Raw genomic sequence first — 12,829 nt, 5'->3', positions numbered from 1 at the left:
TTCTCCCTGCTCTTTCCCGCGAGATTACGCCGGGACGCTAATCTAGAACAAGTTTCAGACTTGATCGTTCAAGAAGCTCTGAATCTACCGGCAGGTAGGGGCGGAGTGAGCAGTGGATCAGGTGATTCGCGCCACGGCGCGAACCCCTGCCATGCTGTCTGATCACTCGCCCCAACGCTGCCCTCACCGACTGTCACGGACGGGACCCATGCCTGCGGAAGCCAAGGTGGACATCGGCGCCAGATCGGCCACCCCGCCGCTCACCGAGCGGCAGGAGGCCCGGCGCCGCCGGATCCTGCACGCGAGCGCCCAGCTGGCCAGCCGGGGCGGTTTCGACGCGGTGCAGATGCGCGAGGTGGCCGAGTCCTCCCAGGTGGCCCTGGGCACGCTCTACCGCTACTTCCCCTCCAAGGTGCACCTGCTGGTCGCGACCATGCAGGACCAGCTGGAGCACATGCACGGCACCCTGCGCAAGAAGCCCCCGGCGGGCGACACGGCCTCCGAGCGGGTCGCCGAGACCCTGATGCGGGCCTTCCGCGCCCTGCAGCGGGAGCCGCACCTGGCCGACGCGATGGTCCGGGCGCTCACCTTCGCCGACCGCAGCGTCTCCCCCGAGGTGGACCAGGTCTCCCGGCAGACGACGGTGATCATCCTGGACGCGATGGGCCGCACCGACCCCACCCCGGCCCAGCTCTCCGCCGTCCGCGTCATCGAGCACACCTGGCACTCGGCGCTGATCACCTGGCTCTCGGGCCGCGCCTCGATCGCCCAGGTGAAGATAGACATCGAGACGGTCTGCCGGCTGATCGACCTGACGGAGCCGGGCGAACGGCCGTAGGCGCACCGGGCACGGAAAGACCTACGAGACGGGTTCCCTTCGCCGGCATGGTCCGGATCAGGTGATGGGGGTCGCCGTCCGGCCTTACCGCTGCCTTCCGGCCTCTCAGCCCGACCGTCGACGTCGGCACCGGCGGATGCTTCTGCATCTGCGTCACGCCAGAGTCGGCTACTCCGCTCGGACTCCCTCACTCGCCTCGTAGGCTGCTTTCAGGATAGAACGCGCAGGGGGTATGACAACACCCCAATGGGGGATTTTCTGGACTTTTTCTGACAAACGCCAAAAGTTACCCCACCGCCTCCGGGGCCGCCAGGGACACCCGCTGAGCGCCGGCGTGGGCCTTGCGCAGCTGTTCGTGGGTGCCCTCGCTGCAGCAGGCGCAGAGCAGCTGCAGGCCGCTCGCGGGCTCGGCGCCGAAGTCGTTCTCGACGAACAGCTCGATCAGCGCCTCCAGGTCGGCGACCTCGCCGGCGCCGACCGTCACCTCCAGCGTCGGCAGCTCGGAGGGGCGCAGGAGCAGCAGTTCGTCGAAGGCGGGGAACTCACGGCCGTCGACCACCCGGTGCCCCTTGGGCTCGCCGTCGTGCACGACGATCTCGCCGAACCGCCGCCCGGCCGAGACCGGCACGTTCCGCACCCGCCCGCGCGTCGGGCACAGCCGGTCGATCCACACGACCTCGCGCTCGCCGGCGGTGTCCAGCCGGACACAGGCCTGCCCGAACCGCCCGTCGATCTCACCCTCCCCCGGCGGGAGTTGGATGCCGAAGCCGCTCCAGGCGTCCCGGGCCGTCGCCCAGTCCCCCTGGACGGTGGCCGCGATACCGAGGTTCCAGAACGCCGGATCGCCCTCCCCGCGCGGTGCCCTGGCGGCGGCCTCCCGGCCCAGGGCGCAGGCCTTGGCCCAGTCGCGCAGGAACTTGTGGGCGAGCGCGGCGTCGTACCACCACACCGCGCTGCGCTCCTCGTCCGGGAAGTGGGCGAGGACCCGCTCGAAGAGCCCGGCGGCGGTCGGCCACTCCTCGGCGTCCCAGGCCTCGTAGGCCGCCCTGATCAGCGCCTCGGCCTCGGACTTGCGCACGTTTCCCACCCTGTTCGGCCCGTCGGAACCGCAGGAGCGTACCTCAGGCCGCGCGGACCCGCCGCCCGCGGGAAAGTACCTGGCGGGGCGGACCCGCAGGACCGCAGAATCTCCCCCATGGCACTCATCCACCGCACCACCCTCAAGCCCACCAAGGTCGAACTCCTCGCCGGCTGGCTGCCCACCCGCCCCTGGTACCGCGGCTCCGCCGCACCGGAGTTGACGAAGGCCGGCGGCTTCCGGCTCGACGACCCGGAGGGTGAGGTCGGGATCGAGTTCATGGTGGTCACCGAGGACTCGGGGGCGTATCTCGTCCCGCTCACCTACCGCGGCGCCCCGCTCGCCGGCGCCGAGCACGCGCTCGTCGGCACCATGGAGCACGGTGTGCTCGGCGGCCGCTGGGTCTACGACGGCTGCCACGACCCGGTGCTGACCGCCGGGCTGCTCGCGCTGATCGAGGGGCGCGTCCAGGCGCAGGCGCAGAGCGTCAGCGACACCCCCGACCGCGAGGTCGTCCGCTCCTACGCCGGTCAGGGCCCCGTCGCCGGTCTCGGCGCCCCCGTCGACACCGACCGGAGCACCGAGTTCGCCGTGCCGGACACCGGCCTGGTGCTGCGGCTGCGGCGGGTGCTGACCCCCGGGTCGACCCCGCCCGAGAGCGCGGTCGGGCAGGTCGGCGGGGCGTGGGAGCAGCCGGACGGCAGCCGCGCCCACGCCCTGTTCGCGACCTTGCAGACCCCTTAGCCCTCCTGAGCCCTCCTGGGCCGCCTAGTCCTCCGGCGGGAACACCGGCTCCCCGCTGCCCAGCAGGGTGATCGTGATCGCCTCCACCGGGCAGTTCTCGGCCGCGTCGAGGACCTTCCCGTTGGCGTCCGTCTCCGGGTCCACGGGGTGCGACTGCATGGCGGAGTCGAGGCGGAAGGAGCCGGTGGCGCGGTGGACGCACTGGGCCGAGCCGATGCAGATCGACCGGTCGACCTCGACGTGCCAGCGGTCACCCATGGCGGCGCCTCACCCCTCCCAGCCGGCGGGCAGGTGGATCATCTTGTGTTCGAGGAACTCGCCGTACCCCTCCGGCCCGAACTCGCGTCCCAGACCGGAGTTCTTGTAACCGCCGAACGGGCCGAGCATGTCGAGGCTGAAGGTGTTCACGGAGTACGTGCCCGTGCGGACCTGCCGGGCGACCTCGATGCCGTGCGCCACGTCCGCCGTCCAGACGCTGCCGCTCAGCCCGTAGTCCGAGTCGTTCGCGATCTTCAGGGCCTCGGACTCGTCGCCGTAGGGGAGGAGGCAGATCACCGGGCCGAAGATCTCCTCCCGGGCGATCCGCATGGAGTTGTCGACGCCGCCGAAGAGGGTGGGCTCGACGTACCAGCCCTGGTCCAGACCGGCGGGACGGCCGCCGCCGGTGAGGATCTTCGCGCCCTCCTCCTGCCCGATCCGGATGTAGTCCAGGTTCCGCTGCTGCTGGCGGCGGGCGACGAGCGGGCCCACCTGGGTCGCCGGGTCGAGCGGGTCGCCGACCTTGAGGGCGCCCGCCGCGGCGGCGAAGGCGTCGGCGAACTCGTCGTAGCGGGAGCGCGGGAGCAGGATCCGGGTCTGCGCCACGCACGCCTGGCCGTTGTTCATCCAGGCCGCCGGCACGATCCCGGCGACCGCGGTGGCCACGTCGGCGTCCGGCAGCACCACGGCCGCCGACTTGCCGCCGAGTTCCAGGGTCACCCGGGTGAGGTTCTTCGAGGCGACCTCCATCACGCGCTTGCCGGCCGCGACGGACCCGGTGAAGGAGATCTTGTCGACACCGGGGTGGGCGACCAGGTACTCGCTCACCTCGCGGTCCGCCGGAAGGATGGACAGCACCCCGTCGGGCAGCCCGGCCTCCTTCGTGATCTCGCCGAGGATGTACGCGTCCAGCGGTGACTCCGGCGACGGCTTCAGCACCACCGTGCAGCCGGTGAGCAGGGCCGGGGCGAGCTTGGCGGCGGCCACGAACTGGGGCACGTTCCAGGGCACCACGGCCGCCACGACCCCGACCGGCTCCCGCCGCACCAGGATCCTGCCGAGCACCCCGTCGCGCGTCTCCTCGTAGGTGAAGTCCCGCGCCACCCTGATCGCCGCGTCCCACACCATCATCGCGCCGAGCGCCTGGGCGAGGACGCTCCAGGAGTACGGGGAGCCGTTCTCCGAGGAGATCACCCGGGCGATCTCCTCGTGCCGCACGGCGATCGCGTCCTTGATCCGGGTGACGACCTCGATCCGCTCGTCGAGCGTCATCCGCGGCCAGGGCCCCTCGTCGAAGGCCCGGCGCGCCACGGCCACCGCCCGGTCCACGTCCTCCCGGGAGGCGTGCGGCACCCGCCCGAAGACCTCCTCGGTATGCGGCGAGATCACCTCGATGACGTCCTCGCCCAGGGGGTCGGTCAACTCCCCGCCGATGAACAGCTGCCCGTACTCCAGGAACTCGGTCATGGCGCCCCGCCACCCTTCCTGACGATGTCTCAGAACTGATACCAGTTCTAGTTCAAGGAAGCCAGGGGTGCGGCCGAATAGGCCTTGACCTGCGGTTTCAGTGCCGGTGAGGGATGCCTCGGACCGACTCCGGGAGCCGTTCGTCCTCGTTCAGGGTGAGTGCAGGGCGAGTGCAGGCGGTGCCGGTCGCCGGGACCACGGCCCGGGAGAGGACCTCAGGGCAGCAGCGGACGGCGTCCTGGAGCGTCGGCGGGGCCACGGCGGCGGGACCCTGGCGGCGGGCCCTGCGGCACCGTCCCGCGGGCGCTCTGCCGGTAGCGGGCAAACGGCTCTGACCAGCGGTTTCGGGAGGGGGGCCAAGGGCGGGCCGGTCAGGGCGGCGGCGGTCTGGTTTCCCGTCGGCTCCGGGACGCGCGATCCTGGTGACATGCCGACCGTGGACCTTCGAACAATTTCGGCCCGGAGCGCATCACACGCTTCGTAAGGCCCATCCCATGCTCATACGGCCCTCGGCGCGACGGGTACCGTCGCGCCTTCCGGAAGGAGGCCGGGCGATGATCGTCCCGTCGTACCGTGACCGCAGCAGCGCGACCGCAGCTCCGCGAGTCCCCCGCCGGGCCGCGACCGCACACAGAGTCAGCACCGCCGCCGTCATGGCGGCCATGCTCCTGGCGGGCTGCGGCACGGGCGCCCCCGGGGCAGCCGCCCCGCACTCCAGCGACCCCGGTCTGTCCCCGGCGCCCTCGTCCGCCGTGCCGTCGTCCCTCAGGGCGGATCCCGCCGCGACGGCCGCCGCCACCCCGGCCACCCCCGCCACCACGTCCGCCACGGCCACCAGCGCGACCCCCGCCGCGTGCACCAACAGCACCAAGCTGGCCGGGTGGTCGAACCGCCGGCTGGCCATGCTGACCATCTCCGTCCCGGTGTCGGAGACCTCGGTGGCCGACGCCACCAGCGAGGTGAGTGCCGGTGCGGGCGGGGTGGTGCTGTTCGGCAGCAAGGCCCCGGCCGACCTCGGCTCCCGGCTGACCACCCTGAAGTCCCACGTGCCGGGCCATCTGGGCCTGCTGGTGATGACCGACGAGGAGGGCGGCGGCATCCAGCGGATGGCGAACCTGGTCGGGGACCTGCCCTGGGCCGCCTACATGGGCGCGCACTGGACCCCGGCGCAGATCCAGCAGAACGTCGCCAAGGTCGCCACCAGGATGGCGGCCAACCAGGTCAACATGAACCTCGCGCCGGTGGTCGACGTCGACGGCCGCAACGAGGCCCCGAGCAAGACCAACCCCGACGGATGGCGGTCCTTCAGCGGTGACACCGCGGTGGTCTCCAAGGCCGGTGTCGCGTACATGAACGGGATGCGCGACGGGGGCGTGATACCCGTCGTCAAGCACTTCCCGGGCATCGGCGGCTCCACCTACAACTCCGACTTCGGCCCGGCCCGCACCCTGCCCTGGTCCACCCTGCAGAAGGTGGCGATCCCGCCGTTCACCGCGGCCATCAAGGCCGGCGCCCCGGCCATCATGATCGCCAACAACGTCGTGCCGGGCCTGGGCACCAACCCGGCGAGCCTGTCGCCCACCGCCATCAGCTCCGAACTGCGCGGCAAGCTGGGCTTCAAGGGGCTGGTGGTTACCGACTCGCTCAGCGCCAAGGCGATCTCGGCGGCCGGGTTCAGCGTGCCCGCCGCCGCGGTGCAGGCCCTGCGCTCCGGTGCCGACATGGTCCTGTTCGACCTGGGCGGCAACGTCGGCGCCCAGACCACCGCCATCGCCACGGCGATCACCAACGCGGTGACCGGCAAACACCTCGCCCGCAGCCGCCTCATCGACGCGGCGGGGCACGTCCTGGCCGTCCGGCACGTCAACCTCTGCTCCTGACCGCGCCCCGCGCCGTTCCCAAGTGACCTTCGCCTCTCTGTATCTGACGTGCAATCAGGTCTGGTTATAGTGAGCGAAGGCCGTGGGACGGCGCGGGGGCGGAGGGCGGCGGAATGGCGAACAGTCAGGACAGGCAGGGCGAGCGGGACAAGCGGAACGAGCGGGACGGACAGGACCGGGAGGACGGGACGGCCGCGGTGGCGCCGGAGGTGACCGTCCACGACCACGGCGGAGGTGTGCGCTCCGTCGAGGTGCCCATCCCGGACAACCCCCTCGGCCACACCCTCGTGTACGTCGTCGACACCGACCGCGGACCCGTGCTGGTCGACACCGGGTGGGACGACCCCGGGTCCTGGGACGTGCTGGCGGCGGGGCTGGACGCGTGCGGGGTCGGGGCCGGTGAGGTGCACGGTGTCGTCATCACCCACCACCACCCCGACCACCACGGGCTGTCGGGGCGGGTGCGGGAGGCCTCCGGGGCCTGGATCGCGATGCACGCGGCCGACGCGGCGATCGTACGGCGGGCCCGGGAGACCCGGCCCGAACGCTGGTTCACGTACATGGCGGCGAAGCTGACGGCCGCCGGGGCGCCCGAGGAGCACGTGGCACCGCTGCGGGGCGGACCGCGTCGCCGGAGCACTCCGGCGGGGCTGGCGCCCGCCCTGCCCGACCGCGAGATCGTCCCCGGCGAGCTGCTCGGCCTCCCCGGCCGCCGGCTGCGCGCGATCTGGACGCCCGGGCACACGCCCGGCCATGTCTGCCTGCACCTGGAGGAGGCCCACCCGGCTCAACTCCCCGGTCATGGACGCCTGTTCTCCGGTGACCATCTCCTCCCCGAGATCACCCCGCACATCGGCCTCTACGAGGACCCCGACGACGCGACCGTCACCGACCCCCTCGGCGACTACCTCGACTCCCTGGAACGCATCGGCCGCCTCGCCCCCGCCGAGGTCCTCCCGGCCCACCAGCACACCTTCGCCGACGCGCCGGGCCGGGTCCGCGAACTCCTCTCCCACCACGAGGAACGCCTCGCCGACCTGCTGTCCCTGCTCCGACAGCCGCTCACGCCCTGGCAGTTGGCGGTGCGAATGGAGTGGAACCGGCCCTGGGACCGGATCCCCTACGGCTCGCGGAACATCGCCGTCTCGGAGGCGGAGGCGCATCTGCGCCGCCTGGTGAAGCTGGGGCAGGCGGAACCGGTGGCGGGGACCGACCCGATCACGTACGTGGCGGTGTAGAAACGCCCCTCATGGACCCTTTGGAGCGGCTGGCCCCCCTTACCGTTCCAGCCCCGCCGCCTCGCGCTCCGCGACCGACAGCGGCACCTCGCCCAACGGTCCCTTGCGTCCGGCGAAGAAGACGTTCCACAGCATGTCGGGCGCGAACAGGCGCGTCGGCGGGGTCGTCAGGCTCATCACGTCGAGCAGCCCGTGCAGCGCGCGCGGGTTGCCCGAGCCAGCCGCCACCGCCTTGTCGACGTACGCCGTGAGCAGGCGTTCCACCGCCGTCGGCGGCTCCGGTGCCGCCCCCGGGTAGTACGCGTCCTGCCCCACCGCCAGATTCCACGCGTTGCCCACCGGCCGGGCCACCGCGCGCTGGATGCGGCGGGCGGTGCCCAGCGCACCCGCGTCATGCCGGCCGAGCACCTCGCGGACCGCGATCGCGCTCTGCGCCGCGACCGAGAGGCCGTGGCCGTAGACCGGGTTGTAGCCGGCGACCGCGTCACCGACCACCGCGAACCCCTCCGGCCAGACGGGGACGTTCTCGTAGTAGCGGCGGCGGTTGGCCGTGCTGTGGGTGGTCACCGGGTCGGTCAGCGGCCGGGCGTTCGCGATCAGCCGGCCGATGATCGGGTCCTTGAGGCCGGTGAGCGCGAAGTGCTCGAACCCGGCGGGTTCGGCGGTCGGCTGGCCGCCGCGGGTGCCGCAGACGGTGACCAGCCAGCGGCCGCCCTCGATGGGGAGGAGGACCCCGCCGCGGCCGGGGGCGTTGCGCGGGTCGGCCTGGACGTTGACGACGGGGTAGCGGGGCAGGGCGGCGGTGGCGGGCGGGGCCTCGTAGACGCGGCTGGCGTAGGCCACCCCGGCGTCCACGACGCGCTCCGTGACCGGCGGCAGGCCCAGTTCCGTCAGCCACTCGGGGGTCCGGGAGCCGCGACCGCTCGCGTCGATCACGAGATCGGCGAGCAGGACGCCGTCACCGCCGCCGTCCGAGTCGGTGCCGGTGCCGGAGACACGTATGCCGGACACCCGGTCCCGGTCGCCCACCAGCCCCGCCACCCGGGTGCCGTCCCGCAGCGTCACCCCCGGCCTGGCCAGCACCTCCGCCCGGACCACCGCGTCCAGCAGGTCCCGGCTGCACACGATCATGCTGTGCCGCGAGTCGGTGAACCGCCGGAACCACTGCCCCGTCGGCGCCTTGCTGACCAGGTCCTTCATCACGTCGACGAGACCGGCGCCCCGGCCGACCAACTTCTCGGTGACGCCCGGGAGCAGGTCCTCCAGGGCGGCCACGCCGCCGGACCACAGGAGGTGCGCGTGCCGGGCCTGCGGCAGGCCCTTGCGGCGCTCGGGGCCCTCGGGCAGCCGGTCGGCCTCGACGACCGTGACCTCGTCGAAGCGGGTGGCGAGGACCGAGGCGGTGAGCAGTCCGGCGGTGCTGCCGCCGATGACGATCGCGGTGCGACGGTCCGCTGCGGTGGCTCGGTCGGGCATGTCAGGCATGGGTGCTGAGACCTTCTGTGGCGGCCGCCTGCCGGCGGAACGTTTCTATGACCGGTGCGTGGACCCGCAGCGCGTGCGCCACGGACTCCAGTTCGCTGTCGGGGACATCGGTGGGGGCGGCGTCGGCGTCGGCGGGGTGGCCGTGGGCGGGGTGGGCCGCGGTCGGGCCGTCGGCCACGGCCCGGGAGGCGTCCACCGCCACCAGGATGTCGACCGCCGCCGCGATCCCGCGCGCGGCGGACCCGTCGTACCCCTCGGCGACCGCCCGGCGTCGGATCCGCTCGCGCCGCTCCCCGCTGAGCCGGGGGGCGAGCCTGAGCAGGCCGTCGTTGATGGCCGCCCGGCGCAGTTCCAGCCGGAGTTCGGCGCCCGAGACCCGGCCGGTGGCCGGGGCGGGGGCCGCGCCGACGGTCAGCATCGCCCGCCACAGCGGCTCCAGTCGCCGGTGGGCGCGGCGCAGCCGCCGGTGTTCCTCGCAGAGCGGGCCGACCTGGCCGACGAGGAAGCCGACCGAGACCAGGAACGCCTCGGCGATGGCGAACGGCGGGGCGACGTACGTGGAGAGGTAGTCCCAGTCGTGGCCCGTCCAACGGGCGGCGACGGCGGCCGTCTTGGCGACGTCGAAGACGAACCCGAGCGCGTAGGCGACCTGGAGGCAGACCACGGCCCGGCGCAGCCAGGTGTCGGCGATCTCCTGGAACCAGGCCCACAGGATGCTCGCGGCGACCACGGCCGACACCATGTGCGCGAGGAGGTAGAGCATCGTGTGCTCGCGCATCCAGGGGGTGTTGGCGTAATACGTGTCGAGGTCGCGGAGCCGTTCCACGTGGTGGTCGCCGAGGGCGAAGGTCAGCCAGAGGCCGACGATGATCACGGCGTACGCGGCCCACACCAGGCGGGTCCTGCGGCGCCGGGCGGCGGACGGCGGTTCGCGCCAGGTGATGATCAGCCAGAGGCAGGCGCCGGAGTAGGCGGTCAGCAGCGAATAGACCCAGACACCCGCGAAGTTGGGCACGCCGGTGAGCTCGTTGATGCGGTGCAGGTTGCCCGGCGGGAGCGAGGCGAAGACGATCGCGCCGATGCCGAGCAGCAGGGCGGTGGCCCGCAGGATCGGGTCCTGCCAGGCGCGTCTGAGCAGCGGCAGTTTGATCACGAAGGCCACGGCCATCAGTACGGCCGGGATCGCGTAGGCGGCGAAGGAGCCCGCCATGTCCCAGTGCCGGCCACCGCCCATCACGGACCGCCGATGTTGCCCAGCGAGGACGACAGCCGGTCGGTCAGGGTGTCCTGGGTGGTGCGGCCGGTCGCCGCGTACGGCCCGACCACCTTGCGGAACTTGGCGGCCAGCCGCAGCCCGCACTCCTCGGCCTCCCACTCGGCCCGCGCGGCGGGGGCGGCGGGCGAGCGGGTGGCCAGCGCGACGACCCGGTCCCAGGGGACGTCCTCGTCCGACCGGGCGAGCAGCCGGCGGGCGGCGGCGGGCGTGCCGTCCGGGTAGTGGACGTCCAGCGTGCCGTAGTGGATGTGGCCGATCTCGTGCCCGGCGATCACGAACTTGTGGGCGTCGGCGGCCCGTTCCTCGACGACGACGATGTACTCGTCATCCGTGGCGAGGGTGATCCCGGAGACGTCGAGTCCCGGCGGGAAGGCGACGAACCTGAGCCGGACCGGGCGGTCCAGTGCCGGGCCGAGGGTGGCGCACAGCGCGTGCAGGAACGCCTCGGGTCCGGTCGGCGGTTCCAGCGTGCGGGCGGTGTCCCGGACGAGCCGGTCGAGGAACCGCTTGGGCGATCGTCTCGGGCTCATGCGTCGTCGTCCTCGCGGGCGGTCGGCGTCGTTCCTAAGGGCATTCCTAAGGGCATGGGGTGTCCTCGAAGTCGTGAGTCGGCCTGCTCCGGGCTCAGTTGGCGGCGCCCTCGGAGGTGATGATCATCTCGGCCAGGTCGGCGAGGGTGGCGAGCTGCCGGGCGTTCATCTGCGGGGCGCGGGCGGCCAGCCGGCCCAGTCCGCTCTCGCGCAGCCGGGACAGCGGGTCGGCCTGCGCCTCGTACCACTGGAGCACCGGCTGGAGCGCCTCGTGGAGCGCCTCGGGTTCGTCGGCGGTGAAGAAGCCGGGCGGCAGGCCGAAGAACCGCCGTAGCCGGTCGGTGTGTTCGAGGCTCGGCAGGCCGCTCTTGCGCCATTCGCTCAGCCACTGCCTGCTGGTGCCGGCGATCGCCGCCAGCTCCCCCAGCGAGTACCGCTTGCCGTCGGGCCGGCGCCGGTTCTCCCGGATGAAGTCCAGCCGCTGCCGCACCCGTTCGGCGAGCCCCGCCTCGGGCGCGGCCCGGCCGGCGAGCAGTTCGGCGACGGCTCCGACGGGGATCCCGGTGCGATACGACAGTTCGGCGACGTCCAGTACCTCGGACAGCCGCCCGGGCCGTCCGGTCAGCTCCCCGAGCCGCTCCAGAACGCCGGTCAGCGGGGCATGGGCGTCACTCACCAAGGTCCCCCTGCACACATGTCAACGACCGTTCGGCGTCGGCGGGTTGCCCGGCCGGGCAGACGCGAGGCTATCGAATCCTCGGTCCCGGCCACCAGACATGACAAGGACCACTGCGGAACAGGGCAGCAATCGTTGACATATGACGGTCCGACAGGAAAGGATCACACCACCAGGCCACGGTCGAACCGACCCGCCCCGGGTGCCGCCGATGGGGGAGCGGCACCCGGGGCGACCAGCCGCCCCGCCTCCTCCCCAGAAGGTGAGGCGAACCGATGTCGCAGCCTGTCCTGCTCCTCGGGGCCGGTCGCCGGCGTGCGTACGACGAGTTCGTCCTGACGCGCGTCGCCGCGGCCCGCCCGGTGGTGCTGGTGGACCCCGCGCCGCCCGACTGGGCACGTCCGTGCCTGGCCGGTCATCTCGCGGCGGACCCCGGCAAGGACGGGGCGACGGCATCGGCGGTGGTGCGGTTCGCGGCCCGGCACCGGGTCCGCGGTGTGCTGACCCACTCGGGCGAGTACACGGTCGCCGCCGCCAGGATCGCCGGGCAGTTGGGGCTGCCCGGCCTCTCCCCCGCCACGGCCGCCGCCTGCGCCGACCCGGCCGCGCTGCGCGCGCTGCTGGCCGACCGCACGGTCCCGGTCGACGATCCCGCCGCCGGTCCGGGCGCGCCCCGGGTCTCGGCCGAGACGGTCGTCCTGGACGGCGAGATCCGCATCGCCGCCATCACCCGTACGACCCTGGGCCCGGCCCCCGCCCGGCAGCCCCTGCGGCATCTCGTGCACGCCCACGACGGCCTGCTGCACAACCGTTTCCTGCGGCTGGCCGTCGACCGCACCGTGCACGCCCTCGGTCTCACCCGGGGTGTCCTGCACATCGGGCTGACCCTCACCGACCGCGGCCCCCGGGTCACCGGCGTCACCCCGCACCTCCCGGGCGACCTGATCCCGCTCCTCGTCCGGCGGGCCACCGGTGTCGACCTCGCCCAGGCCGCCGCGGCGCTGGCCACCGGCGAGGTCCCGGACACCACGCCCACCCGGCAGCGGGCGGCCGCGATCCAGTTCGCCTACCCGGCCGCCACCGGCCGCCTCGACCACCTGGACCTCTCCCCCGACGCGGCCCAGGAACCCGGCGCCGACCGCATGATCCTCACCCAGGACACCGGCAACCACGTCACCGAGGGCCCGCACGCCACCGCCGCCGACCGGCTGGCCCTCTGGGTCGCGACCGCCGAGACCCCCTCCGCCTGCGAGGACGCCCTCCGCCGCATGGCCCGCCACCTCACCGCCCGCATCGCCCCGTTCGCCACGGCGGCCTAGCGCACGGCGGACGGCCCCGGTTCTGCTTCTGGCTCCGCCC

General features: G+C 73.1%; 12 protein-coding genes. 5 read left to right on the top strand and 7 right to left on the bottom strand.

Translation table 11 applies throughout. The features are described 5' to 3' along the window. Window positions 1-208: 208 nt before the first annotated feature. Window positions 209-838 (top strand): TetR family transcriptional regulator, encoded by a 630-nt coding sequence (locus ACGFZS_RS02520; protein ID WP_393793562.1) that lies wholly within the window; start codon window positions 209-211, stop codon window positions 836-838. Window positions 839-1,124: 286 nt separating this feature from the next. Here the strand turns inward: ACGFZS_RS02520 and ACGFZS_RS02515 are convergent, their stop codons facing one another. Next, on the bottom strand, window positions 1,125-1,916 hold the full coding sequence (locus tag ACGFZS_RS02515) for a tetratricopeptide repeat protein (RefSeq protein ID WP_393793561.1): 792 nt from the start codon (window positions 1,914-1,916) through the stop codon (window positions 1,125-1,127). A 117-nt stretch (window positions 1,917-2,033) separates the two neighbouring features. Between ACGFZS_RS02515 and ACGFZS_RS02510 the strand changes: the two genes are divergently transcribed. After that, complete coding sequence (locus ACGFZS_RS02510; protein ID WP_393793560.1) at window positions 2,034-2,660, top strand: 1,4-alpha-glucan branching protein; 627 nt, start codon at window positions 2,034-2,036, stop codon at window positions 2,658-2,660. A 24-nt stretch (window positions 2,661-2,684) separates the two neighbouring features. On the opposite strand, the gene ACGFZS_RS02505 is transcribed toward ACGFZS_RS02510, so the two are convergent. Together ACGFZS_RS02505 and ACGFZS_RS02500 are read right to left on the bottom strand one after the other, a co-directional pair. After that, the gene (locus ACGFZS_RS02505; protein ID WP_089101390.1) at window positions 2,685-2,918 is read right to left on the bottom strand and encodes a ferredoxin; all 234 of its coding nucleotides are present in this window, start codon (window positions 2,916-2,918) and stop codon (window positions 2,685-2,687) included. Between the two features lie 9 nt (window positions 2,919-2,927). Next, on the bottom strand, window positions 2,928-4,385 hold the full coding sequence (locus ACGFZS_RS02500; protein ID WP_393793559.1) for an aldehyde dehydrogenase: 1,458 nt from the start codon (window positions 4,383-4,385) through the stop codon (window positions 2,928-2,930). Between the two features lie 554 nt (window positions 4,386-4,939). Here ACGFZS_RS02500 and ACGFZS_RS02495 point away from each other — a divergent pair. Together ACGFZS_RS02495 and ACGFZS_RS02490 are read left to right on the top strand one after the other, a co-directional pair. After that, entirely contained in the window at window positions 4,940-6,265 is a 1,326-nt protein-coding gene (locus tag ACGFZS_RS02495) for a glycoside hydrolase family 3 N-terminal domain-containing protein (protein ID WP_393793558.1), read from the top strand. A 113-nt stretch (window positions 6,266-6,378) separates the two neighbouring features. Beyond that, complete coding sequence (locus ACGFZS_RS02490; protein ID WP_393793557.1) at window positions 6,379-7,503, top strand: MBL fold metallo-hydrolase; 1,125 nt, start codon at window positions 6,379-6,381, stop codon at window positions 7,501-7,503. 39 nt (window positions 7,504-7,542) lie between these two features. On the opposite strand, the gene ACGFZS_RS02485 is transcribed toward ACGFZS_RS02490, so the two are convergent. From ACGFZS_RS02485 to ACGFZS_RS02470, 4 genes are all read right to left on the bottom strand, one after another. After that, window positions 7,543-8,988: an FAD-dependent oxidoreductase gene (locus ACGFZS_RS02485; RefSeq protein WP_393793556.1), complete on the bottom strand. Its 1,446-nt coding sequence runs from the start codon at window positions 8,986-8,988 to the stop codon at window positions 7,543-7,545. Next, window positions 8,981-10,198, bottom strand: a complete 1,218-nt coding sequence (locus ACGFZS_RS02480) for an MAB_1171c family putative transporter (protein ID WP_393793555.1) — start codon at window positions 10,196-10,198, stop codon at window positions 8,981-8,983. The genes ACGFZS_RS02485 and ACGFZS_RS02480 overlap by 8 nt, the downstream gene beginning before the upstream one ends. A 23-nt stretch (window positions 10,199-10,221) precedes the next feature. Further along, on the bottom strand, window positions 10,222-10,794 hold the full coding sequence (locus ACGFZS_RS02475) for a hypothetical protein (protein ID WP_393793554.1): 573 nt from the start codon (window positions 10,792-10,794) through the stop codon (window positions 10,222-10,224). Window positions 10,795-10,888: 94 nt separating this feature from the next. After that, window positions 10,889-11,470, bottom strand: coding sequence for an XRE family transcriptional regulator (locus tag ACGFZS_RS02470; protein ID WP_355712973.1), 582 nt, complete (start codon window positions 11,468-11,470; stop codon window positions 10,889-10,891). Window positions 11,471-11,745: 275 nt separating this feature from the next. Between ACGFZS_RS02470 and ACGFZS_RS02465 the strand changes: the two genes are divergently transcribed. Continuing rightward, on the top strand, window positions 11,746-12,789 hold the full coding sequence (locus tag ACGFZS_RS02465; RefSeq protein ID WP_393793553.1) for a hypothetical protein: 1,044 nt from the start codon (window positions 11,746-11,748) through the stop codon (window positions 12,787-12,789). Window positions 12,790-12,829: the final 40 nt, after the last annotated feature.

The sequence above is a fragment of the Streptomyces sp. NPDC048288 genome (assembly GCF_043201555.1).
In the GTDB taxonomy this organism is placed as follows: domain Bacteria; phylum Actinomycetota; class Actinomycetes; order Streptomycetales; family Streptomycetaceae; genus Streptomyces.
This window is presented reverse-complemented; position numbering and strand designations above follow the sequence as displayed.